This is a genomic window from Micromonospora sp. NPDC047707 (assembly GCF_040704235.1).
GTDB lineage: Bacteria > Actinomycetota > Actinomycetes > Mycobacteriales > Micromonosporaceae > Micromonospora.
Window position 1 is genome coordinate 141,917 of record NZ_JBEYSU010000013.1, and the last position, 22,805, is coordinate 164,721.

Here is a 22,805-nt window from a genome sequence, read left to right on the forward strand (position 1 = left end):
TCCGAAAGTGACCGAGCTGAAACTGCCGTCGATCGACTACGCGGCGCTCGCGCCGACGCTCATCATGCTGGGTGCCGCGCTGGTCGGTGTCCTGGTCGAGGCGTTCGTGCCGCGGCGGCTGCGGCACGTGGTCCAGCTGTCGGTGGCGCTGCTGGCGGTGCTCGCCGCGCTGACCATGGTGGTGCTGAACGCCGACGACCGCCTCATCACCATCGGTGGGGCGATCGCGGTGGACGGGCCGACGCTCTTCCTGCAGGGCGCGATCCTCGTGCTCGCCGCGATGGCGCTGCTGCTCATCGGTGAGCGCACCGTCGAGCGGGGCGGGGCGTTCGTGGCCCAGGCGGCGGTGACCGCCGAGTCGGCCGACGACCGGCGGCAGGCCGACGGGGCCAACGGCCTCACCGAGGTGTACCCGCTGACCACGTTCGCGATCGGCGGCATGCTGATCTTCGTGGCGGCGAACGACCTGCTGACCATGTTCATCGCGCTGGAGGTCTTCTCGCTGCCGCTCTACCTGCTCTGCGCGCTGGCCCGCCGCCGGCGGTTGCTGAGCCAGGAGGCGGCGCTGAAGTACTTCATGCTCGGCGCGTACGCCTCGGCGTTCTTCCTGTTCGGCGTCGCCCTGGTGTACGGCTTCACCGCCGGCATCCCGGGCCGCCCGGCCGGGGTGGACTTCGCCACCGTCCACGCCGCCGTCGCCGACAGCCCGGCCAGCCCGGTGCTGCTCTTCGCCGGCATGGCGCTGATCGCCATCGGCCTGCTGTTCAAGGCCGCCGCCGCGCCGTTCCACGTGTGGACGCCGGACGTCTACCAGGGCGCGCCCACGCCGATCACCGGCTTCATGGCCGCCTGCACGAAGGTCGCCGCGTTCGGCGCCCTGCTGCGGGTCTTCCACGTGGCGTTCGAGGGGGCCCGGTGGGACTTCACCCCGGTCCTCGGTGTGGTGGCGGTGCTGACCATGCTGGTCGGTGCGGTGCTGGCGGTCACGCAGACCGACATCAAGCGGCTGCTCGCGTACTCGTCGATCGCGAACGCCGGCTACCTGCTCGTCGGCGTGCTCGCGCCGAGCAGGGAGGGCGTCTCCGGGACGATGTTCTACCTGGTGGCGTACGGCTTCTCGGTGCTGGCCGCGTTCGCCGTGGTGACCCTGGTCCGGGACGCGGACGGGGAGGCGACCCACCTGTCCCGGTGGGCGGGCCTGGGCCGCCGCTCGCCGTTCTACGCCGCGCTGTTCACCTTCATCCTGCTCGCGTTCGCCGGTATCCCGCTGACCAGCGGCTTCACCAGCAAGTTCGCGGTCTTCGGGCCGGCGCTGGACGGCGGGCAGGCGTGGCTGGTGGTCGCCGGTGTGCTGACCAGCATGGTGCTGGCCTTCCCGTACCTGCGGGTGGTCGTCATGATGTGGCTCTCCGAGCCCGGCGAGTCGACCCCGGCGGTCACCGTCCCGGGCGGGCTCACCTCCGCCGCGCTGATGATCGGCGTGATCGCCACCCTGGTCCTCGGCGTCGCCCCGGCACCGCTGCTCGACCTCGCCACGGGAGCCGCCGAGTTCGTGCGGTGACACCGCTGCCCCGCGGGGGCCGGAACGCGTTCGCGTACCGGCCCCCGCGGCGTCCGCGGAGCCGCGGCCATCCCCGGCCCGGGGCTGGTCGAACGGGTGTGGCATGGTTGGAGACGTGGTGAATCCGGGTGGCGAGCGTTCAGGTGCCACCGGCGCGGGTGGCCGTCCGCGCCGGCACAGCGCGGGTCAGTTCGGCGCGCTCGGCCTGCACCTCGCCGATCCCCGCGTCGAGGAGTCGGTGCTGGGTGTGCTGGAGAGGGTCGAGACCGAGCTGCGGGCCGGCGTGGAGAGCGCCGACCCGTTCGTCACCGAGGCGGCCCGGCATCTCGTCGAGGCGGGCGGCAAGCGGTTCCGGCCTTTGCTGGTGGCACTCGGTGCCCAGTTCGGCGACCCGACCGGCCCGCAGGTGGTGCCCGCGGCGGTGGTGATGGAGCTCACCCACCTGGCGACGCTCTACCACGACGACGTCATGGACGAGGCGCCCGTGCGCCGGGGCGCCCCGAGCGCCAACTCCCGCTGGACGAACTCGGTCGCCATCCTGGTGGGCGACTACCTCTTCGCCCGGGCCGCGGACATCGCGGCCGACCTGGGCACGGAGGCCGTCCGCCTCCAGGCCCGGACGTTCGCGCGCCTGGTGCACGGCCAGATCGCGGAGACCGTGGGGCCGCGGCCGGGCGACGACCCGGTGGCGCACTACCTGAACGTCATCGCGGAGAAGACCGGGTCGCTGATCGCCACCTCGGCGCGTTTCGGGGGCATGTTCGGCGGCGCCAGCCCGGAGCACACCGAGGCCCTCGCCGGCTACGGCGAGACCATCGGCGTGGCGTTCCAGCTCTCCGACGACCTGCTCGACATCGCCAGCGAGTCGGTGCAGTCGGGCAAGACGCCCGGCACCGACCTGCGTGAGGGCGTCCCGACCCTGCCGGTGCTGTACGCGCTCGCCTCCGACGACGCGGACGCCTCGTCGCTGCGGCTGCGGGAGATCCTGGCGACCGGCGCGCTCACCGACGACGACCTGCACGCCGAGGCCCTCGGCCTGCTCCGGGAGAGCCCGGCCCTCAAGCGGGCCCGGGAGACGGTCCGCAGCTACGCCGAGGATGCCCGTGCCCGGCTGGCTCCCCTGCCGAAGACCCCGGCCCGCCGGGCCCTCGAATCCCTCTGCGACTACATCGCCGACCGCACCAGCTGACCCACCCCACCCCACCCCCACCCGACGCCGCGTTGATCATGGGGTTGGCGGGTGAGTTGATCTCGATATCACCCGCCACCTTCATGATCGACGGTGTTCGGCCGGGGGGTGGACAGGAGGCGGCTGCCGGTCAGCATCAGGGCGGCGGCCAGCAGCATCGAGACGGCCGCCGTGCTCCACATCGCCGAGTAGCCCGCGTGGGCTGCCAGGGGGCCGAGGGACAGGGGGCCGAGGCAGCCGCCCGCGTACACGCCGGTCTGGGTGATCGAGGTGGCGGAGGCCGGAGCCTGCGGGTGGAGCCGGACCACGGCGAAGTTCATCAGCCCGGGCCACGCCCAGCCCAGACCGAAGCCGAGCACCACGCCGACCACCAGCGGGACCGGTCCGGTCATCGCGAGCAGACCGAGCCCGCCGGCCCCCACCACCAGCATCGCGGCGATGACCGCCAGGTGACCGCTCGCCCGGCGATCGGCGAGCCAGCCGGCGCCGACCCGGGCGGCGACGCAGACGGCGCTGCCGAGGGTCAGTGTCAGGCCGGCCAGCGCGGGAGCCAGGCCCCGGGTGGCGGCGGAGTCCACCACGAAGGTGCCGAGGGCGTTCGCCGAGGCGGCGGCGAGGGTCGCGGCCACCCCGACGACGACCAGGGCCCCGGTGGCGCGCCCACTCCGGGCCCGGGTGGTCGTCCGGATCGGGCGCGGCTCCCGCGCGGACACGGCCGGCAACACAGCCAGGGCGGCACCGGCGGCCACCACGAACGCCCAGCGCCACCCGACGGTCAGCGCCACGGTCGGCACCGCCACCCCGGCCAGCAGCGTGGAGACCGGGATGGCGGCCTGCTTCACCCCGAAGGACAGCCCCTGACGCCGGACCGGGACGTGCCGGGCCAGTGCGGCGTTGCTGGCGAGCTGCCCCAGGGCGTTGGCCGTGCCGGCCAGCGCGAGCAGGCCGACCAACACCGGGTACGACCGGGCGAGCCCGGCCACGGCCAGCATGGCGCCCGCCGACACCAGGATGCCGGCCCGGGCCACGACGGCCGGGCCGTACCGCTCGGCGAGCGTGCCGGAGGGCACCGACGCCAGCGCGCCGACGCCGAAGTAGACCGCCACGACCACCCCGAGGCCGGCCGGGGAGAAGCCCAGCTCGTCGCCCATCTGCACGGCGAGCCCGCCGACCAGGAAGACCGGCAGGACGCAGGCGATGGTGACGGCGATGGCGCCGGCGGCGGCCCGTACGGGCCGGGTCGGGGCGTCGGGGGACTGGAGCGCGCTGTCGACCATGATCTGAACAACCTACGCGAGACGTTCTCGACCCACGCTTCGTGGCCGGACGGGTACGGCGGGTGGGTGACGATCTGGCATCCTCCACCCGATCAGGCATTTCGCGCCGGGCACGTATTTCATATGGTGTAAGTCCCCGGCTGCGGAGGTGGTTGTGCGCGACCCCTTGGCGGAACCCTCGGACCTGATCCGGAGCGTGTCCCGTGCGCTGCGAGTGCTCGAGTCGGTCGGCCGTGCCCCGAAGGGGCTGACCGTCAAGCAGATCGCGCGTCGGTGCGAGCTGACCGTGGCGACCACCTACCACCTGGTCCGGACACTGGCGTACGAGGGCTACGTGATCCGCCGCGAGGACGGCACGTACATCGTGGGCCTGGAGGTGGCCGACCGCTACCGCGAGCTGGTCACGGCGTTCCGGGGGCCGCAGGCGGTCGGGGAGTGCCTCCGCCGCGCCGCCGCCGACACCGGCTACAGCCACTACCTCGGCAAGTTCGTCGGCGGGCAGGTGGCGATCACGGCGGTCGCCGAGGGCGCGCGCTCGCCGTACCTGGAGGACCTCGTCCCCGGCTTCGACGAGGGGGCGCACGCCACCGCGCTGGGGAAGGCGCTGCTCGCGACACTCACGGCCGAGCAGCGGTTCCGCTACCTCCGCGAGTACGGCATGCGTCCGTTCACCTCCGCCACGCTGACCACGGTGGAGGCGTTCGAGGCCGACCTGGCGGCGGGGGAGCGGCGGGGCATGCAGATGGAGCTGGGGCAGTACCGGCAGGGCGTGGCCTGCGCGGCGGTGCTGGTGACCCCCGACAAGGACATGGAGCGCCGGGTGGTGCTCGCCTGCGCGCTGCCGGCCAGCGAGATGATGACGTCCGCCCGGGTGGTCCGCGCGAAGCTGCTCACCACCGCCCGCACCATCGCGGACAGCCTCGCCGCCGAAAGTTGACGGGCGGCCCGGTTCCCCGGCCGCGGGCGGGTGACGTCCGGACGCGAACGGGCCCTCTCCCCGGATGGGAGAGGGCCCGTCCCGGCGGTCCAGCGCCGAACCGCCTTCGAGGGGAGCTGTCAGCTGCCGATCGGGCCGCCGTCCAGGCGCCACGTGACCACGACGCCCGGCTTGGCGTAGTCGCCGTCCGGCCAGTTGGAGGCGGGGTTCTCGACGGAGGCGCCGGAGATCTCACCGGGGTGCTGCACGGCCACGAAGACCGACCGGTTGTCGCCGGTGATGAACGGGCCGCAGGCCTCGGCGCCGAGCGGCACGGTGAGGAACTGCTTGAGGTGACCGCGCTCCGGGCCCTCGATGGCGGTCGCGAAGAGGCCGTCGTTGCTGCCCAGCGCGTTGCCGTCGGTGGAGATCCAGAGGTTGCCGGTGGCGTCGAACGCGACGTTGTCCGGGCACGAGATCGGCGACACCTTCGTCTTGTCGTACCCGCCGAAGTAGGTCGACGGGTCGGTCGGGTCGCCCGCCACGATCGGGACCGACCAGGCGAAGGTCTCGGCCGCGTTGTCGTTGCGGTCCTCGACCAGTTCCAGCACGTGACCGTGCTTGTTGGCGGTACGCGGGTTCGCCTCGTCCGCCGTCGGGTTGCTGCCGACACCACGGTTGGTGTTGTTGGTCAGCGCCACGTACACCTTGCCGGTGAGCAGGCTCGGCTCGACGTCCTCCGGCCGGTCCATCTTGGTCGCGCCGACCTTGTCACCGGCGATCCGGGTGAAGGTGAGCACGTCCGCCGCGGTCATCCCCTCGACGTACGACCGGTTGCCGCTGACCAGCTTGATCCACGTGCCGCGGCCGTTGAACGCGCCGTCGGCGGGGAGCTTGCCCGAGCCGTCGATCTCGGCCGCGCTGGTGTAGTCCAGCTTGGCGACGTAGAGGGTGCCGGACTCCAGCAGGGTCAGGTTGTGGTTCCGGGCGACCCAGGAGTTGCCCTTCATGAACTTCTTGTCCGACACGAACTTGTAGAGGTAGTCGAACCGCTCGTCGTCACCCATGTACGCCACGACGTGTCCGCTCCTGGCGACGATGACGTTCGCACCCTCGTGCTTGAACCGGCCGAGCGCGGTGTGCTTGCGTGGGCGGCTCTCCGGGTCGTACGGGTCGATTTCGACGATCCAGCCGAACCGGTGCGCCTCGTTCGGGTGCCTGGCCAGGTCGAAGCGCTCGTCCGCGCGCTCCCACTTGCGGTTGCCGCTCGGGTAGCGGCTGGTGGTGCTGATGCCGTAGCGGGCCAGCTTCGGCTTCAGCTCCTCCGGGGCACCGTCGCCGCCGACGAAGTACTGGTTGAAGTTCTCCTCGCCGGAGAGGACCGTGCCCCACGGGGTCACGCCGCCGGCGCAGTTGTTCAGCGTGCCGATGACCGTGCGGCCCTTGGGGTCGGCGGCGGTCTTCAGCCAGGCCGAGCCGGCGGCCGGGCCGGTCAGCTCGAACTTGGTGGTGTTGGCGGTGACCCGCCGGTTGTACTGCCGCCGGCCGGACTTCACCGGGCGCCACTCGCCGCTGCCGCCGACCCGCTCCAGCTCCACGACGGACATGCCGTGCGCGGCCATGGCGACCTTCAGCTGCTCCACGGACAGCGCGTCCAGGCTGGTGAAGCCGGGGAACATCAGGTCCTCGTTGGTGTACTCGTGGTTCACCACGAGCAGGGCCCGGTTCCGGCTCAGCGGCAGCACGCCGACGAAGTCGTTGTTGTAGCCGAACTGCTTCGCCTGCGCGGCGGCGGTCTGGCGGTGCAGGTCGAACTCGGGCGCCCCCGGGACCACCTCGTCACCCCAGCGGATGATGACGGTGTGGTCGTAGCCGTTGGGGACGATGAAGCTGTCGAGCTTGTTCGGCGGGACCGGCTTGAAGGTCAGGGCGCCGCTGCCGATACCGCCGCTGGGGCGGCCGAAGCCGGCGGCGTCCGGCGCCGCCGGGGCGGCGGGGGCGGCCGAGGCGGCGCCGGCGCCGGCCAGCGCACCGGCCGCCGCGCCGCCGAAGCCGAGAACCAGCGCGCCGACCGCGCCGGCACGGACCACGCCACGGCGAGAGACCTCGGCGTCCACCAGGTCCCCGAAGTACGCGTTGTCGGAGGTGTTCGGCACCGGGTGGTCGCAGGCGTTGCCGCACCGGTAGAGACAGGTCATGGCGTCGCGGCTGCCGTGGCGGGTGGAGCCCAGCAGCGGGAGCAGCCGAGGACGGTCGCTCATGTGGAGGAGCCTCCTGAGTGGGATGGCGCACGACGGAGTCGGTCGAAGACGTGCGTACCCGCCGGACGCTAGGAGGGGCCGGTGGCCGCTCGTCAGCCTCGATATGAACCAGGTATGAACAACTCGCCCGGGGCAACGGTGATGACCTGCGGCTGAACCGATCGCGACGGCCGCACGTATGTCCGTGCGAAAGGCCTGCCGGACTCGCGCCGAGAGCGAGGAGACCGCCATCAGCGACCACGACGCCCACCTGCTCCGCGCCCTGCACGACGAGCACGCGGAGGCGCTGTACGCGCACGCCCTGCGCCTGGTCAACGGGGACCGGCAGCGGGCCGAGGACCTGGTGCAGGAGACCCTGCTGCGCGCCTGGCGGCACCCGGAGTCGCTCGACCCGCGCCGCGGCTCGGTCCGTGGCTGGCTCTTCACGACCGCCCGCAACCTGGCGATCGACGCCTGGCGCCGCCGGTCCACGAGAGTCGGGGAGGTCTACACCGACGAACTGCCCGAGCCGCCGGAGACGGTCGACGAGGCGGAGCGCGCGGTGGAGGCGTGGACCGTCGCCGAGGCCCTGAACCGACTCAGCCCCACCCATCGTGAAGTCCTGGTGGAGTGCTTCTACCAGGGCCGGTCGGTGGCGGAGGCCGCCGCGCGGCTCGGGGTGCCGCCGGGCACGGTCAAGTCCCGGACGCACTACGCCCTGCGCTCACTACGGTTGGTCCTTGCCGAGATGGGGGTGACCGGATGACCCGGTGCGAGTTCGCGCACGACGACGGCGCGTACGTGCTGGGTGCGCTGGCGCCGGCCGAGCGGACGGCGTACGAGCGGCACCTCGCCGGCTGCGCCGAGTGCCGCCAGGCGGTCGCGGAGATCGCCGTGCTCCCCGGCCTGCTCGGGCGGCTCGACCCGGCCGGCCTGGAGCAGTTCCTGCCGCCGCCGGAGGATTCCCGGCTGCCCGACCTGCTCTCCGCCGCGCGGGACCGCCGGCGCCGGGAACGGCTGGCCACCCGTCGCCGGTACGCCCTCACCACGCTCGCCGCCGCGGCGCTGGCGCTGGTCGTCGGCCTCGGCACGGCCGCCGTGCTACCCGGTACGGACCCGCGCGGAAGAGTGGACATGGTGGCCATGCAGCCGGTCGCCGGCACGGTGCCGGTGCACGCCGAGATCGGGCTGACCGGCACCGAGTGGGGCACCGAGGTGACGATGCGGTGCGGGTACGACTCGTCCGTCGGCTACCGCAAGGCGTCCGCCTTCCGGCTGGTCGCGCGCAGCGCCGACGGCACCAGCGAGCAGATCGGCTCGTGGCTCGCCGGCCCGGGCGACGACCTGCGGATCAGCGCCGCCACCCGGTTCACCGACGCGGAACTGGTCCGGCTGGAGCTGGTCCGCGCCGACGGGACCCCGGTCCTGGCCTACGACGTCCGCTAGTGCCGTTCCGCCGTTACCCGCGATCGGGCAGCTTCCGCCCGGACGGAGGCGGTGAACCGGGCGAAGCGGCGACCGAAACCGCGAGATCGCGGGGGGCGGGTGCCGGTCCAGCACGACGGTTGCGGCTGCGGCGCTGGCGGTGGGCCGAGCGGACGGCGTCCGTCGTGAAGATGGCCAGGGCCAGCCACACCAGGGCGAAGCCGGCCAGGCGGGCCGGCGGCATCGGCTCGTGGAAGACGAGGACACCGCAGGCGAGCTGGAGGATCGGGGCGAGGTACTGGATCATCCCCAGGCTGGTGAGCGGCAGCCGGTTGGCCGCGCCGGCGAACATCAGCAGCGGGATCGCGGTGGCCGCGCCGGCCGCGACCAGCAGCGCGGTGTGCCCGGCCGACACCGCACCGAAGGCGGCCCCGCCGACGCCGCCCAACCACAGCAGGTACCCCAGCGCGGGCAGGGCCAGCACCGCCGACTCGACGAAGAGCCCCTCGGCGGCGGGCAGCCCGAGCCGCTTCTTGACCAGGCCGTACCCGGCGAAGCTGAACGCCAGGACCAGGGCGAGGTACGGCAGCCGGCCGTAGTCGACGGTCAGCACCGCCACCGCCGCACCGCCCACGCCGAGCGCCACCCACTGCGCGGGGCGTAGCCGCTCGCGCAGCACGAACACCCCGAGCAGCACGACCACGAGCGGGTTGATGAAGTAACCGAGAGCGGTCTCCACCACCCGGTCGGAGTTCACCCCGTGGATGTAGGTGCCCCAGTTGAGGGCGATCAGCGCGGCGGCCGCTCCGATCCCGGCGAGGGCGCGGGGCCGGCGGAGCAGCGTACGCAGGAAGCCGACGTTGCGCAGCGCCGCCAGCACCAGCGCGACGAAGGCCACCGACCAGACGATCCGGTGGGCCAGGATCTCCAGCGGGCCGGCCGGCTGGAGCAGCTTCAGGTAGAGCGGGAAGAAGCCCCAGAGCAGGTACGCGCCGATGCCGTACAGGTAGCCGAGCCGACGAGGCGTCACGCCTCCACCGTAAGGGGCGTATCCGGTTGCTGCTCCTTGCTGGTGACCGGGTTCACCCGCTGGTCCAGCTGCATCCACCGCTCCGGCTGCTCCAGCGGGGCGAAGCCGACCTTCGCGTACACGCCGTGGGCGTCGTTGGTGCACAGCAGGATCCGGCGTACGCCGATCTCGGCGAGGTGGTCGCGGACCGCGCCGGCCAGCCAGCTGCCCAGCCCGCGCCCGCGCTCGGAGCGGTCGACGTACACGTCGCAGAGCCAGGCGAAGGTGGCGTGGTCGGTCACCGCCCGCGCCACCGCCACCTGGCGGCCGTCGCCCGGCCGGTACACCCCGAAGCCGATCGAGCCGGCGAAGGCGCGCGCCACCGTCGCCCGGTCCCGCCCGACGGCCCAGTACGCGTCGGTGCTGAGCCAGCGGTGCACCCGGTCGAGGTCGAGGCGCTCGGGGTCGGTGCTGATGAGGTAGCCGTCGTCACGGGTCAGGATGAACACCGCTCCGACGCTAGTCGCCGGCTCCGGTGACCTCAGCAGCCAATTCCCGCGATCTGGACCCGCGCCGCCGCCGTCAGTCGCGGTCGAGGATGGCGCCGAGGACCCAGGTGACCACGCTGACGAAGAGCGCACCGAGCACGGCGGCCGGCCAGAAGCCGTCCACATCGAACGGCAGCCCGGCCTGGCCGGCGATCCAGCTGGTCAGCAGGAACAGCAGCCCGTTGACGACCAGCGCGATCAGTCCGAGGGTCAGCAGGTAGAAGCCGCAGCCCACGGTCTTGATGATCGGCTGTAGCACCGCGTTGACGACACCGAAGATCACGGCCACGAGAACCAGCGTCGTGACCGTCTCGGTGGCCGAGTTCGAGTCCAGCGTGATCCCGGGGATCAGCAACGTGGCCAGCCAGAAGGCCAGTGCCGTGACGGCCAGCCGGATCAGGAGCCCTTTCAGGAAACCCATGGCGGAAGATGCTGCCACGGACCGATCATCGGCGAAACCCTTCCGGCGCATCATCCGCCCGCTGCTGCCGGCCGGATGTCGGTCATCGGCGCGTCGGGCGGCCCACCAGTTGCGCCTCGATCGGGGACGGAATGAGCCGGGCCCACCGCAGGGCCCGTCGGTTGACCACCGCCACCATGTCCTCCCGGATCCGGGTGAGCCATCCGGCGGACGCGCCGAGCCCCAGCGCGCCCCCGGCGAGCGCCGCCTCGGCGGGATCGAGCGGCTGGAGGAGTGCCAGGTCGGCGCGGCCCAGCGTTGCGACGTCGGCCGCCGTCAGCTCGTCGCGGAGGAGCAGGGTGGCCTGCCACGGTGGCCCGGGCTCGGGATCGGGCGGGACCGGGCCGGCGTCGACGACCAGCAGCAGCGGGCGCAGGGGGGACCCCGGCTCGCCGCCGGGCGGACGGCCGGGTGGCAGCAGCGGGATCGTGCCGCCCGGCGCACCGACGCCCCGGACGAACGGCTCCCAGGCGCGGGGGCGGGCGGTCTGCACGACGACCCGGGCGCCGAGTGCCATCGCGCGCAGGGCGATCAACTGGCCGGCGCGGAGCCCCCCGACGAGCACGACCCGGGTGCTCTCCGGACGGAACAGCCGGACGGTCAGGGCCGCTCCGTGTCGGTTCGCGCCGAGCATCAGGCCCGCGTCGCCGACGGTCAGTTCCACGGCGGCCGGCCCGGACGGGCCGGTACCGGGCAGGGCCAGCGGCACGGTCGCGGCCAGCCCGGCCAACTGCTCCCCGTCGAGCCGCCGCACCGCACCGCCCGACCCGGTCACCGCGCGGTGCAGCGCCCGCTCCGCCGCCGCAAGCTCGGCCGGTGACCCGGCCGCGAGGCGTACGGCGAGGTCGGACGGGGCGGCCTCCGGGGCCCCGGCCCACGGCCCGGTGCTGAGGGAGACCGTGATCGCGGTGGCGGGCAGGGCGAGCAGCCGCACCACCAGGCCCCGGGCTGCCTCGGTGCGCGGGTCCGGCCACCGGTCGAGTTGGAAGGTCGCCTGCCACAGGTCGCCGGACCGGAGCGCGGGCCAGGTCTCCCGCGCCGGCCCGGCGTCGTGGTGAGCCAGCTCGGCCAGGACCCGCAGCGCGGCGTGCTCGCCCAGCGGCCGGGCGGCCACCGGGGCGAGCCGGCGGAGAATCCGGCGCACCGTGCCGTGCAGGGCCCGGCGCAGCTCGTCCGGGGCCACGCCGTCGACGCGGAGCACCCGGACGGCGAGCACCGCCCGCTCGCGGCCGGGCAGCCGGCCCTCGGTGAGTTGCCGGTACGAGGTGGCGACCGTGCCGCCGCCGAGCGCGACGGCGGGCGCCGGCACCCCGGCCAGCAGGAGCTGGATCCGCACCGGCGGGCCACCGGGTGGGGCGGCGCAGAGCAGGGCGGCCGGGGACGGCAGCGCCCGTGACCCGTCGCCGATCAGCTCCGCGGGGTCGACGATCTCCAGCAGGGCGACCATGCCGGTGGCGTCGTCCAGCGCGGCGGCCGGCGCGCCGGCCAGCTCGGCCGGCCGCAGCGCGGTGCCCGGGTCGACCAGCTCCAGCAGGGCGGCCGGCTCGGCCTCAGCCGGCAGGGCGCGCCGGCGGAGGGCGTACGCCAGGGCCGTCCCCAGCCACTCGAAGAGCCAGCGGCCGCGCAGGCGTGCCCCGGCCAGCACCACGAGCAGTGCGGCGATCGCCACGCCCGCCAGTGCCGTCGCCGCGCCTCGCCCGAGGGCGACGACCACGACCGCCACCGCGACCTGCCCGGCGACCACCTGGCCGGCCCGGACGTGCCGGGCCGACCGGCGCGGGCGGAGGCTCCACTGTGGCGGCAGGACGCTGTGGACGCCAACGGTCGGGGCGGGGGCGGGCCGGTCGGCGCGGCCCGGCTCGCGTGGGGCGGGTGGCGTGCGCCCGGGTGGCGACGAGGGCAGGCTCGCCGTGGTGGTCACCGGCACCGCACCTCCTCACCGATCACGCGCTGCGACGCGACTGCCGCCCATCGTAAGCGTCCCGGCGTCGTGGCGGGAGCCGGCGGTTGTCCACAGGGGACGGGGGCGGGGTAGCAGAACCGCGATCGTACGGCTACCGTCAGCGACGAGTTATCGCTGACCCGCGCCCGCCGTGCTCGACGTCCCGGGCGGCGCGAGCGGCGCGCTCCCCGAGCGGGCGTGTCGACGGCCAGCCACGACGCAGGAGACGAGGTGACGTCCGGAGTGTCCGAGACCCAGGCGGAAGCCGCGGTGATGCAGCAGACCGCCGCGAAGTTCGAGCAGGTCGACCAGTCGTTGCAGTCGATGCTGAGCAGCCTGATGGCCGAGCTGGAGGTGTTGCAGCAGGCCTGGCGCGGCGCCGGTGGGCGCTCGTTCGAGCAGGTCAAGCAGCAGTGGGCGCAGGACCAGGCGGCGCTGCAGCGGGCTCTGCGGGAGACCGCCACGGCCATCCGCACCGCCGGCCAGCAGTACGACGTGTCGGACACCGACGCCGCGAGCCGGGTGTCCACGACCAACCGCGGCGGCATCCAACTGCCGCTGTAGACCCGGAACCGGGGGAGGAGACAAGCGATGGAGCACGGTGTGCTGGTCGTCAACTTCGCGGCGCTGCAACAGGCCGGCGCGGACATCCAGAAGGCGCTGAGCACGCTCGACGCGCAGCTCGGTCAGCTCGAGCGGGACGCCGCCCCGCTGGTCGCGAGCTGGTCGGGCGAGGCCCGCGCGGCGTACGAGCAGCGGCAGGCCCGCTGGCGGTCCGCCTCGCAGGACCTCCAGGTGATGTTGCGCGACATCAAGGTCGCGGTGGACGACTCCGCCGCCGACTACCTCGACACGGAGAAGCGGAACGCCAACCTGTTCCAGTGACACCCGCGGGACGGACGCCGGCCGACCGGGTGGGCGCCTCGTCCCGCCCGCCCGCCCCGCGCGCGACCGGTCACCGTCCCCGGGCGGTCGACCGCTCCCGCGCGGTCACCGCCGGACCCGGCCTTCCCCTCTCAGGCCGGGTCCGGCGGACGCCACCGGCGGCGGGCGCCCCGGGGCAGCACGAGGGCCAGCAGCACTGCCGCGGTGACCGTCCCGCCGCCGATCGCGGCCACCAGCAGCGCCCGGTCCCGGGACGCCGCCCGCCTCGCCTGCTGGGCCAGTAGCGCCGGGTCGGCCCGCTCGTCGAGCAAGGCGGCGGCCGGCCGGGTGCGGGCCGGACCGCCGCCGCTCTCGGTCAGCGCCCGGTACGGGTTCAGCACACCCGCGCCGTACTCCGCCCCGGGAGCCGGATCGGTGGTGGCCAGAATCCGCTCCGCCACCTCGGTCGCGTCCAGGTCCGGCCGGTACTGCCGGAGCAGGGCGGCGGTGGCGGCCACGAAGGGCACGGCGTAGCTGGTGCCCTCCGCCCGGTGGTGTCCCTGCCCGGGGGCGGCGGTCACCACGTCGCTCCCCGGCGCGACCAGGTCGACGTACGGGCCGACCTGGGAGAACGAGGAGCGCACCCCGTCCACGCCGATCGCCCCCACCCCGAGCACACCGGCGTACGCGGCCGGGTAGGGCCGGGGATCACCGCTCTCGTGCAGGTTGCCGGCAGCGGCCACGACGACGACGTCGCGCGCGAGCGCGTGGGCGACCGCGTCCCGCACGGCGGGATTGTCCACGTACAGCACCACGGAAAGGTTGAGCACCTCGGCGCCGTTGTCGACCGCCCATCGGATCGCCCGGGCGAAGTCGCGGGCGCTGACCGTACGCCCCGATTCCCGGCCGTCGACCACCTGCTGCTCGCTGACCCGGACGGGCAGGATCCGAGCCTGCGGGGCGAGGCCGTGGAAGGCCACCCCGTCCTGGCGTGCGGCGACGATGACGCTCGCGACTCCGGTGCCGTGGCCGGCGCAGTCCCGGGTGCCGTCGCCGCCGGGGTCGAGCAGGTCGGTACCGGCGCGGACCCGCCCGGCGAGTTGCGGGTGCCGGGAGTCCACGCCGGAGTCGACCACTCCCACCGTCACGCCCGCGCCGGTGGCGAGCGGAGCCAGCCGCTCCGGGGCGTACCGCTGCTGCGGCCACGGCACCGTCGTGATGGGCCGCGCGGGCGCGAGAGGCGCCGCGCACGCCGGAGCGGCCCGACCGGCGAGGCCGGGACCGGCCGGTGCGCGGCGGTCGGCGCCTTCCGGCTCGGTGGCCGCGACACCGGGAGGGGATGCCGCGGGGGGCGGCGCGGCGACGGCAACCAGGGTCGCCGCCGTCACCGCCAGAGCGGCGAGCAGCGGCCGCGAGGAACTCCGGGACATCGACCGCCTCCGTATCGTGTCGACTCCGGAACGCGATGTTATCTCCGGGTGCCGTCGCCGGCCGCCCCGGCGCGGTCAGCCGTTGTGATCTTGCTACTACCTTGTAGGTTGTACGCGATACCTGTGACCTGTTGCCGGGAGGAGGGGTGGCCGTGACCGAATGGGAGCCGGCCACCGAGGCCGAAGCCGCCCTTCGCGACGCGCTGCGCGCCAACGACCAGCCGCTCTACTTCCGCATCCTGTCGCGGACGGACCTGTTCCTCCCGGTCTCCGCGCAGGCGCTCGCCGGCCAGGCGCCGATGAACTGGGGCACCTGGACCACCGGCGGCCGCACCCACGTGCTGGCCTTCACCTCCGCCGCCGCGATGCGGGCCTGCCTCGGCGAGCACGCCGGCGCGAGCCGGCGCAGCACGTACGACGAGCTGGCCAGCCAGTGGCCGAATCATGACTGGTGGCTCGCGGTCAACCCGGGCCTGCCCATCGAGAGTTATCTGCCCGCCTGGTACGTCGCGCAGCTCTCCCGCGGTGACGTCCGGCTGCCCGGGCGCACGATCGGGGCGCGGGCGCGCCTGGAGCGGGCCGAGACGCTCGCCCGCGTCCGGGCGACGGAGAGCGGTCCGGGCAGCGGGGAGGGCCAGCCGACCACCGGTCCGCAGGGCCGCGAGCCCAGCGCAGGTCACGCACCCGAGGGCACCGTCCCGCTGCGACCGGCTCCCGCGCCCGTCCCGCCCCCGGGCACGCCGTTGCGGAGCCCGGCCGAGCTGCGTGCCGCCGCCCTGCGGCGACCCCTGGCCGACGCCGGCCGGGTGCCCGCGCCCGGGGACACGGACGCCCGTTGGCCGGCGCCGCCCGGGGGCGACCGTCCCGGCCGGCGTCCCGCCGAGGCACCCACGAACGGCCGCCCGGGCGGCGAGCCGGAGCGGCCGAACCGTCGATCGTTCTTCGAACCCGCTTCCGGCCGCGCCGGCCGGGACGAGCGGGCCGTCCCGCCGCCCCGATTCGCCCGCGGCTCCCAACCGTTCCCGCGCCGCCGGCCGCCCACCGACCCGGCGTCCGGGAGCCCCGCCCAGGCGTTCGCCGTCGGTGACGCGACCCGTACCGACCGGGATTCCCCGCCGGCCTTCGGGCCTCCCGCCGGGGAGACGTCCCGGACGCCGCAGCCACGGGCGGCCGAAGCGGAGAGCCGGACGGCCCGCTTCCCGGTGCCCGATCCGGCGACCCTCCAGGCGTACGCACGCCGCACGACGGACGACGAGGCCACGCAGACGCTCCCGCGGCGTCACCCCACGCCGCCGCCCCCGGACCCGGAACCGGCGTCGATCGCGGAACCGGTCTCCGGGCCGCCGGCGCCCCGCCGGGGCTTCACGCCGATCGTCATCGAGGGCACGATCATCGAGTCGCGGGACCTCACCGACCCGGTCGCCGCCGCCGGGCTCCGCGACGACCCCGCCCCGGGTGCCGGAGCCGGTGCCACCGGTCTGCTCGACGGGAGCCGGGGTGCCGGGGCCGGGGGCACCGGGCTGGCCGACGAGCGGGCCGCTGGCGGGCCGGCGCCGGCCGCCGACCCGCTCCCGCAGCGTCCCGCCGTCGCGGAGACCGCCCGGACGGCGGGCGGGTGGCAGCCCACCGGTCCGGACGCCGGCCACCCGCAGCCCGGGCCGGCTCTGCGTCCAATGGATGGCCAGGAGGAGGTCACCGCTCCGATCCCGGCCCCGCGGTCCCAGCTGCCCGAGCCGGCCGCTGCGGCACCGGACGTGACCGTCCCGGCTGCGGAAGACCCGGCTCGCGCCGTCGCGGCGGGCACGAACACCACGGATCCGTCCGCCGTGGTGGGCACACCCGCCCCGGATCCCGTCGGCGTACCGGGTACCGCCGGCCCGGACATCACCGGCGCGTCGGCCGCCGGTCCGGCGGACGCCGCCTTCGCGCCGGCCGCGGCTCCGGCGGACGCCGCCTTCGCGCCGGCCGCGGCTCCGGCGGACGCCGCCTCCCCACCGGCGGTCCCCGTCCCGGCGGACTTCGATCCGGCGAACGAGGTCGAGGAGGACCTGCTCGACGCGACCGGCGCGGGGAGCACCGACACCTTCCTGTCGACGCTCCTGCTCGCCCGCGTGCTGCTGCCGGTGGCGCCCGACTCGGCACCCGGCAGCCGGCCCGGCGAGCCGGGATTCGTCTGGCGTACGGAGGAGTTGGACGGCGAGACGTTCGTCGTCGTGTACACCTCCCCGGAGCGGCTCGCCGACCACACGGACGCCGCCGTCGAGACGGTCCGGGTGCGGTTCGTGCAGCTCATCCACCGTTGGCCGGACGAGTCGTGGTCCTTCGTCGTCAACCCCGGCAGCCCCATCGGCGCCAAGCTGCCCGGTGAGCAGATCATCGGGCTCGCCAACTGGGCGGCCGAGGTGGGCCTCGGTGCCGACACCGGCGCCGAGCCGGAGGCATCACCGGCCGCGGAGGACCCCGCCGACCGGCCGCGCTACGAGCCGCCCGCCCCGGACCCGACCCGGCCGATCGTCATGCAGAAGGCCGTGGCGCCGAGCCAGCTCGCGTACTACCTGGAGCGGGGCTACGACCGGGTCTCCGGCTTCGTGCACCGGGCGGGCGAACTGGCCCACCTGACCACCCCGGCGCAGCTGTTCGACGCGCTCGGCCTCGGCTATCCCGCCTCGCCGTTCGACCGGGCCGCCGAGGAGATCTACGTGCTGCGCTGGCCCGCGTACCGGCCGAGCCTCTACCGCATTCCCTACGGCGGCCAGAACGAGACCGCCATGCGGGCCATGGAGGGCTGGGTCATCGAGCGGCCCCCGTTCCGGGGCAACGGTTTCGCGCCGGGGGAGAGCAGCGACGTCGTGGCGGAGTTCAAGGTGGACAGCGCCCGGCTGCCGCACGGCGCGCAGCTGTGGCGGATCGGCGCGGACGGCAGCGAACGCGTGGTGGCCACGCTGGACGCCGACGCGCTGCTGTGGCGGGAGGTGGGCGAGGCGTGACCCGCGACGGGTACGTGGCCCGCTGGCAGGGCCGTGAGTACCAGGCCAGCCCGGACGGCGACGACGTCCGGCTCTACCAGCCCGGCCTGGGAGAGGGCTTCACCGAGGTGCGCCCCGGCCGGTACGTGCGGGTGGTGCCGGCGGCCGAGGTCGACGACCTGGTGTACGTCCGCACGACCTGCACCTGGCAGGGCAAGCCGTTCATCGTGCTCGGCGAGCACGACGGCTGGCTGCGGGTGGAGTACACGGGTGGGCGGTGGCCGGTCGCGCAGGCGATGGGTCTCGAGGTCTTCGATTTCGGCGTCTACCAGGGCTGGGCGCCCGCCGTCGAGGTCACCGACCTGCACGAGCAGCGGGTCTAGGCCGCGTCCGCGGTCCCGGCCCGGACCCGCCGGGACGGCCTACGACTTCGTCCAGCGCAGGATCTCGCCGAGCACCACGTCCCGGGCCTCCACGTGCGGGAAGTGCCCGACGTGGTCGAGCAGCCGCCACTCGTACGGGGCCACGACGTACCGGCCGGAGCCTTGGGCGGTACGCGGCAGGGCGGCGCGGTCGACGGCGCCGTGCAGTTGCAGGGTCGGGGTGACCAGGGGCTTCTGCATGAGCCGCACGAACCGGTACCCGTGCAGCCGGAGCACCGACCGGAACGCCCAGCGGTAGCCCTCCAGCGCGCAGAACGCCGCCTGCGGGATGCGCATGGCCTCCCGGCACCGTGCGGCGTATGCGGGGAAGCCCGGGCTGTTCACCCACCGCGGCCCGCCCCAGCGGCGCAGCATCTCCTCCACCGCCGCCGCGTCGTCGCGGGTCAGCACGTGTTCGTAGCGGGGGAGTTGGAACTTCAACGTCGGTGTGGAGGCGGCGAACTGGCCGCGCGGGTCGGCGAAGATGGCGGCCCGTAGCCGCAGCGGGTGCGGCGCTCCGAGCACCACCAGCCGCCGGACCAGGGACGGGTGGAACGACGCCACCGTCCAGCCGATCAGGCCGCCGGCACCGCTGCCCACCACGGTCGCCGACCGCTCGCCCAGCGCCCGGATCAGCCCGGCGACGTCGGCGGCCAGCGTGTAGCCGTCGTACCCCCGGGGTGGCTTGTCGCTCGCGCCGTAGCCCCGCAGGTCGACCGCGACGGCCCGGAACCCCGCGTCGGCGACCGCCGGCAGCATCTCGTGCCAGGCCCACCAGTGTTCGGGAAAGCCGTGCAGGAACAGGACCATCGGGCCGGCGCCGGCCTCCACGACGTGGAACCGGCTGCCGTTGGCGCCGACGAACCGGTGCGTCCAGGGTCCCTCCGGGAGGACGCAGGACTCGTCGACGGGCCCGCCACGCTGCTCGGTCATGGGCACAGCCTAGGTCCTGGGTGCCGGGCGGCCAGCCGGCCGACCCGTCGGGTGGCCCGCGTCGCTCCCGTGGCGGCTGTCCGGGATCCCCGCATCTCCCGGCCGCCGCTCAACCGACCGGGCTGATTTTCACGATGGTGGCCGGGATGCCCGCCCCGCAGTCGACTCCGGGGGTGGCGGGGCCGATGGTCACCCGGACCCAGGTGCCGGTGGCGAAGGTTCCCACGCTCGCGCCCTGCAGTGCGTACTCCCGGCCGTCGTCGGTGGTCAGGCCGTAGCAGGGTCCGTCGCCGCCCCGGGTGATCCGGCCGGCGAGCACGTTCGCCCGGTACGGGTCGGTCGGCCGTTTCGGGGGCGCGGTCGGCGGCGCCATGGTCGGCAGCGTCGTGGACGAGAGCGCGGGGCCGGTACGGGCCGGCGATCCGGCGCCGGCGGACGGCGGCGGGCTGTCGCTTCCGCCGGCCGGTGCCGGGGACGGGGTGTGCTCCGCGGGCATGGGCGCTTCCTTTTCCGGGCCGGTGCAGCCGCTCGACAGTACGGCCACGGCGAGCGCGGTGGCCAGGGCCGCGGCGGGCAGTCCGGCGCCGCTCACGATGGGCACGGGGAATCTGACGCGCAGGCTCCCGCTCCGGTTCCGAAACCGTGGGACGGCGGGGCCGCCGAACGGGCGATGCCCGGGCAGGTGACCTGTCCGGGCATCGCGTCGTGCGGTTCGGTGGCTCAGAAGAAGCGGACCTTGATGGAGGTGCCCTTCTGCTCCAGCACCTTGATCTTCGTGCCGGTGGCGGGGAGCTTGACGCCGTGGTTCGGCAACTCCTCGTACCAGTACTTCTTGGTGTCGTCGAACAGCGGCTCCGCGGCCTGACCACGGATGTACTGCGGCCGGCTGTCGATGTGTAGCGTGAACGAGTCCGCCTTCTTGAGGCTGAACGGCGCGTCGTACACCTGGACCCGGGCCCGCCACGGCTGGCCGGTCAGGTTGTAGATCGGCCGCGGGCGCGCGTCGATGTAGAGGTTGCGGCCCTCGCCCGGGTGCGCGAACGTGTCGTTGTCCGCCCAGCGCGTGTTCCAGTAGGAGATGAGCAGGCCCTCCTGGTACGCGTAGTGGTCCACCCAGTCCGGGCGGGTGTTCGCGTACCCGAAGTAGTACGGCCCGGTCTTCAGGTACTTGTCGTACGAGACGTACGATCGGTGGCCGGCGATGTAGTAGTTGTCGAAGAGCCGGGTGTAGGTCTCCTCGGCGATGGTCCAACCGCCCAGCGTCCAGTTGCCGGCGCCGTTCTCGGCGCCGTCGCTGAGCACGGTCTCGCCGTCGGCGGTCACGGTGATCGCGTCACCGTAGAAGCCACCCTCGGAGACACCACCGTCGGTCTGGTAGCGCAGCCGGAACTGGACCACCTTGCCGGCGGCGGCGTCCATCGGGATGGTGATGTCGACCCACTTGCCGTCGCTGCTGCCGTCCAGGGCGAAGCGCCCCGGGGAGATTTCCTTGAGCGGCTTGCCGTCGGCGGTGCCGGGCAGCGGCGTCCACGTTTCGCCACCGTCGAGCGAGGCCTCGAAGAACAGGTAGTCGTAGTCGGCCTCGATGTTGTAGCGACCCTTCATCGACAGGGAGGCCGACGACTTCCCGGTGAAGTCCAGGGTCCGGGTCATCGTGTTGTTGAGGTCGTCCTCGTTGCCGGAGAAGAACTGCCTGGTGCCCTCGAACGGCTTGCCGTTGTCGAAGGTGTACTCGCGCTGCGGGAGCACGACCACGGCGGCCTGCGGCTTGGCGGAGTTGTACTCCTGCGGGCCGAGGGTCATGGTGCGCTTCTGCCCCGCGACGACCACCTCGTAGTCGAGCCAGCCGAGCTGGAGCTTGTTCCAGGCGCCGAGGTCACCACCGCGCTCGCCGATGCCGCCGTCGTTCTTGCCGCCGAGGCGGCTCTGCGCCATTAGGGTCCAGTGCTCGTTGTTGTTGTCTCCACCGTTGACGACGTTGTAGTCGTCCGGCAGGCCCAGGTCGTGGCCGTACTCGTGGTAGAAGACGCTGCGGCCGCCGTTCTCCGGCTGGATGGTGTAGTCACCGATCCAGATGCCGGTGCTGCCGATCTGGGTACCACCGGCCGGGAAGTTCGGCGGGCCGGTGCGCCCCTGGTCGGAGGCGAAGGCGTACCAGCGGTGGCTCCAGATGGCGTCCTCACCCTGGTTCGGGTCACCGTCGGCCATGTCCCCGCCGGCGTGGACGATCTGGAAGTGGTCGATGTACCCGTCCGACTCGTTGAAGTTGCCGTCGGAGTCGTGGTCGTACCGATCCCACTGGTCCATCGCCTTGACGTCCGCGGCGATCTGGGCGTCGGTGCGGCCGGCGGCCTTCTGGTCGGCGACCCACTGGTCGGCGGCGTCGCGTACCAGCGCCCAGACGTTGGTGCAGACGTTGCTGCCGCACACCGCCGGGTCGTCGCCGTTGGCGTCGTCCGGGTCGTCCCCGGAACGGCCGTAGCGGGCCTCATTGTACTTGACCTTCACCCAGTCGGTGACGGTGCCGTCGACGCTGTAGCGGCCCGAGGACTGGGCTTCGTAGTACTGCTTCAGCGACTCGTCCCCGGGCTTGGTGCCGAAGTACAGCGTCCGGTAGTGGTCGGCGTTGTAGTCCGGCTGCCAGACGGTGGAGTTGTCCACCGCGCGGTTCGGCTCCGGGATCTCGTTGTGCAGCGGCCCGTCGAAGCGCGCCGGACCCGGCCAGGCCGGGTCGGTGTCCTTGTCGGGGTAGGACGGGTGCCGCTCGTTGCCGAACTCGGCCAGGATCACGAAGATCCGGTCGGTCTTCTCCCGGGAGAGCTCGACGTACTGGTCCTTCTTGCCGTCGCGGGCACGAGCCGCGCGGTCCGTGGCGGGGGCGCCGCCGGCCGTCTCACCGACCTTGACGACGGTGCTTCCGTTGATTCGCTGCGCCTTCGCCCTGCCGGAGAGGACCTCGCTCAGGCCCTCCTGGCGCAGTGCCCGCCGCTTCTCCTCCAGCGGGTTGGGCAGGTCGTGGTCAACGTGGGCGGGCTCGGCGACTGACGGTGCGGACGTCGGCAGCTTCGGTTGCGGCGCCGCGAAGGCGGACGGTCCGACCGCCAGCCCCGTCGCCGTCAACGAGAGCCCGAGCAGACCCACTGCGGCTTTGCGCACGTGGTACCTCCGGGTGTGAGGGACCGGCCCAACGGGGGTACGGGCCGGTGAAGATCGATCCCACGGGTGGGACCAAAGGTGAACATAGACACTCATGTGGCGGGTGTGAAGATGATCGGGTCGATTTATTGCAAAGAGTTGTTGGGAATGCTTTTCACTGTCACACGTTGACCGGTAACCCGACCCGTGCGACCTGCCCCGATGCCCGCCTGCCGCGTCACCGTCAGCCGCGTTGATCACGACATCGACGCCGAACGACGTGGGGCCGGTGGCGTTCTCCGCCACCGGCCCCACTGGAAACTCAATTGTCAGTTGCTGACCTCGACCACCATTTCGCGTCAGCGGCTACTCCGGGTGGGTGGCGGGGGGGGGGGGGCGCCCCCCCCCCCCCCCCACCCCGGCCGGCCCCCCCGGCGGGGAGGGGGCCGCCCCCACCCCGGGGGGTTAGTTAGCAAAAACGCACAGGA

The 22,805-nt window shown here is 73.8% G+C and carries 19 protein-coding genes; 9 read left to right on the forward strand and 10 right to left on the reverse strand.

Annotation, left to right across the window (positions count from 1 at the left end):
- The first annotated feature begins 7 nt into the window (after positions 1 to 7).
- Together nuoN and AB0873_RS17080 are read left to right on the forward strand one after the other, a co-directional pair.
- The gene (gene nuoN / locus AB0873_RS17075; protein WP_155329285.1) at positions 8 to 1,561 is read left to right on the forward strand and encodes an NADH-quinone oxidoreductase subunit NuoN; all 1,554 of its coding nucleotides are present in this window, start codon (positions 8 to 10) and stop codon (positions 1,559 to 1,561) included.
- Positions 1,562 to 1,664: 103 nt separating this feature from the next.
- Positions 1,665 to 2,750, forward strand: a complete 1,086-nt coding sequence (locus tag AB0873_RS17080) for a polyprenyl synthetase family protein (RefSeq protein ID WP_366600670.1) — start codon at positions 1,665 to 1,667, stop codon at positions 2,748 to 2,750.
- A gap of 68 nt (positions 2,751 to 2,818) precedes the next feature.
- Here the strand turns inward: AB0873_RS17080 and AB0873_RS17085 are convergent, their stop codons facing one another.
- On the reverse strand, positions 2,819 to 4,027 hold the full coding sequence (locus AB0873_RS17085; protein WP_366600671.1) for an MFS transporter: 1,209 nt from the start codon (positions 4,025 to 4,027) through the stop codon (positions 2,819 to 2,821).
- Between the two features lie 154 nt (positions 4,028 to 4,181).
- Between AB0873_RS17085 and AB0873_RS17090 the strand changes: the two genes are divergently transcribed.
- The gene (locus AB0873_RS17090; protein ID WP_155329282.1) at positions 4,182 to 4,964 is read left to right on the forward strand and encodes an IclR family transcriptional regulator C-terminal domain-containing protein; all 783 of its coding nucleotides are present in this window, start codon (positions 4,182 to 4,184) and stop codon (positions 4,962 to 4,964) included.
- A gap of 119 nt (positions 4,965 to 5,083) precedes the next feature.
- On the opposite strand, the gene AB0873_RS17095 is transcribed toward AB0873_RS17090, so the two are convergent.
- Positions 5,084 to 7,204, reverse strand: coding sequence for a PhoX family phosphatase (locus tag AB0873_RS17095; protein ID WP_366600672.1), 2,121 nt, complete (start codon positions 7,202 to 7,204; stop codon positions 5,084 to 5,086).
- A 178-nt stretch (positions 7,205 to 7,382) separates the two neighbouring features.
- Between AB0873_RS17095 and AB0873_RS17100 the strand changes: the two genes are divergently transcribed.
- The gene (locus AB0873_RS17100) at positions 7,383 to 7,949 is read left to right on the forward strand and encodes a sigma-70 family RNA polymerase sigma factor (RefSeq protein ID WP_155329280.1); all 567 of its coding nucleotides are present in this window, start codon (positions 7,383 to 7,385) and stop codon (positions 7,947 to 7,949) included.
- Positions 7,946 to 8,629 (forward strand): zf-HC2 domain-containing protein, encoded by a 684-nt coding sequence (locus tag AB0873_RS17105; protein ID WP_366600673.1) that lies wholly within the window; start codon positions 7,946 to 7,948, stop codon positions 8,627 to 8,629. Before AB0873_RS17100 ends, AB0873_RS17105 begins: the two co-directional genes overlap by 4 nt.
- Positions 8,630 to 8,642: 13 nt before the next feature.
- On the opposite strand, the gene rarD is transcribed toward AB0873_RS17105, so the two are convergent.
- The 4 genes from rarD to eccE form a co-directional block, all read right to left on the reverse strand.
- On the reverse strand, positions 8,643 to 9,638 hold the full coding sequence (rarD, locus tag AB0873_RS17110; protein ID WP_366600674.1) for an EamA family transporter RarD: 996 nt from the start codon (positions 9,636 to 9,638) through the stop codon (positions 8,643 to 8,645).
- The gene (locus tag AB0873_RS17115) at positions 9,635 to 10,126 is read right to left on the reverse strand and encodes a GNAT family N-acetyltransferase (protein ID WP_366600675.1); all 492 of its coding nucleotides are present in this window, start codon (positions 10,124 to 10,126) and stop codon (positions 9,635 to 9,637) included. Before AB0873_RS17115 ends, rarD begins: the two co-directional genes overlap by 4 nt.
- A 73-nt stretch (positions 10,127 to 10,199) precedes the next feature.
- The gene (locus AB0873_RS17120; RefSeq protein ID WP_366600676.1) at positions 10,200 to 10,586 is read right to left on the reverse strand and encodes a phage holin family protein; all 387 of its coding nucleotides are present in this window, start codon (positions 10,584 to 10,586) and stop codon (positions 10,200 to 10,202) included.
- A gap of 82 nt (positions 10,587 to 10,668) precedes the next feature.
- On the reverse strand, positions 10,669 to 12,546 hold the full coding sequence (eccE, locus tag AB0873_RS17125; RefSeq protein WP_366600690.1) for a type VII secretion protein EccE: 1,878 nt from the start codon (positions 12,544 to 12,546) through the stop codon (positions 10,669 to 10,671).
- Between the two features lie 264 nt (positions 12,547 to 12,810).
- Here eccE and AB0873_RS17130 point away from each other — a divergent pair, with 264 nt between their 5' ends.
- Together AB0873_RS17130 and AB0873_RS17135 are read left to right on the forward strand one after the other, a co-directional pair.
- Positions 12,811 to 13,131, forward strand: a complete 321-nt coding sequence (locus AB0873_RS17130; RefSeq protein WP_155333948.1) for a WXG100 family type VII secretion target — start codon at positions 12,811 to 12,813, stop codon at positions 13,129 to 13,131.
- 27 nt (positions 13,132 to 13,158) lie between these two features.
- The gene (locus AB0873_RS17135) at positions 13,159 to 13,452 is read left to right on the forward strand and encodes a WXG100 family type VII secretion target (RefSeq protein WP_155329275.1); all 294 of its coding nucleotides are present in this window, start codon (positions 13,159 to 13,161) and stop codon (positions 13,450 to 13,452) included.
- A gap of 131 nt (positions 13,453 to 13,583) precedes the next feature.
- On the opposite strand, the gene mycP is transcribed toward AB0873_RS17135, so the two are convergent.
- A complete protein-coding gene (gene mycP / locus AB0873_RS17140; protein WP_366600677.1) occupies positions 13,584 to 14,861 on the reverse strand; it encodes a type VII secretion-associated serine protease mycosin in 1,278 nt (425 codons plus the stop codon).
- A gap of 152 nt (positions 14,862 to 15,013) precedes the next feature.
- Between mycP and AB0873_RS17145 the strand changes: the two genes are divergently transcribed.
- Both AB0873_RS17145 and AB0873_RS17150 read left to right on the forward strand, forming a co-directional pair.
- Complete coding sequence (locus AB0873_RS17145) at positions 15,014 to 17,848, forward strand: SseB family protein (RefSeq protein ID WP_366600678.1); 2,835 nt, start codon at positions 15,014 to 15,016, stop codon at positions 17,846 to 17,848.
- On the forward strand, positions 17,845 to 18,210 hold the full coding sequence (locus tag AB0873_RS17150) for a hypothetical protein (RefSeq protein ID WP_366600679.1): 366 nt from the start codon (positions 17,845 to 17,847) through the stop codon (positions 18,208 to 18,210). The genes AB0873_RS17145 and AB0873_RS17150 overlap by 4 nt, the downstream gene beginning before the upstream one ends.
- 39 nt (positions 18,211 to 18,249) lie before the next feature.
- Here AB0873_RS17150 and AB0873_RS17155 read toward each other — a convergent pair whose 3' ends face one another.
- From AB0873_RS17155 to AB0873_RS17165, 3 genes are all read right to left on the reverse strand, one after another.
- Positions 18,250 to 19,182: an alpha/beta hydrolase gene (locus AB0873_RS17155; RefSeq protein WP_366600680.1), complete on the reverse strand. Its 933-nt coding sequence runs from the start codon at positions 19,180 to 19,182 to the stop codon at positions 18,250 to 18,252.
- Between the two features lie 109 nt (positions 19,183 to 19,291).
- Positions 19,292 to 19,774: a hypothetical protein gene (locus tag AB0873_RS17160; protein ID WP_366600681.1), complete on the reverse strand. Its 483-nt coding sequence runs from the start codon at positions 19,772 to 19,774 to the stop codon at positions 19,292 to 19,294.
- Positions 19,775 to 19,902: 128 nt separating this feature from the next.
- On the reverse strand, positions 19,903 to 22,323 hold the full coding sequence (locus AB0873_RS17165) for an immune inhibitor A domain-containing protein (RefSeq protein WP_366600691.1): 2,421 nt from the start codon (positions 22,321 to 22,323) through the stop codon (positions 19,903 to 19,905).
- Between the last annotated feature and the right edge of the window lie 482 nt (positions 22,324 to 22,805).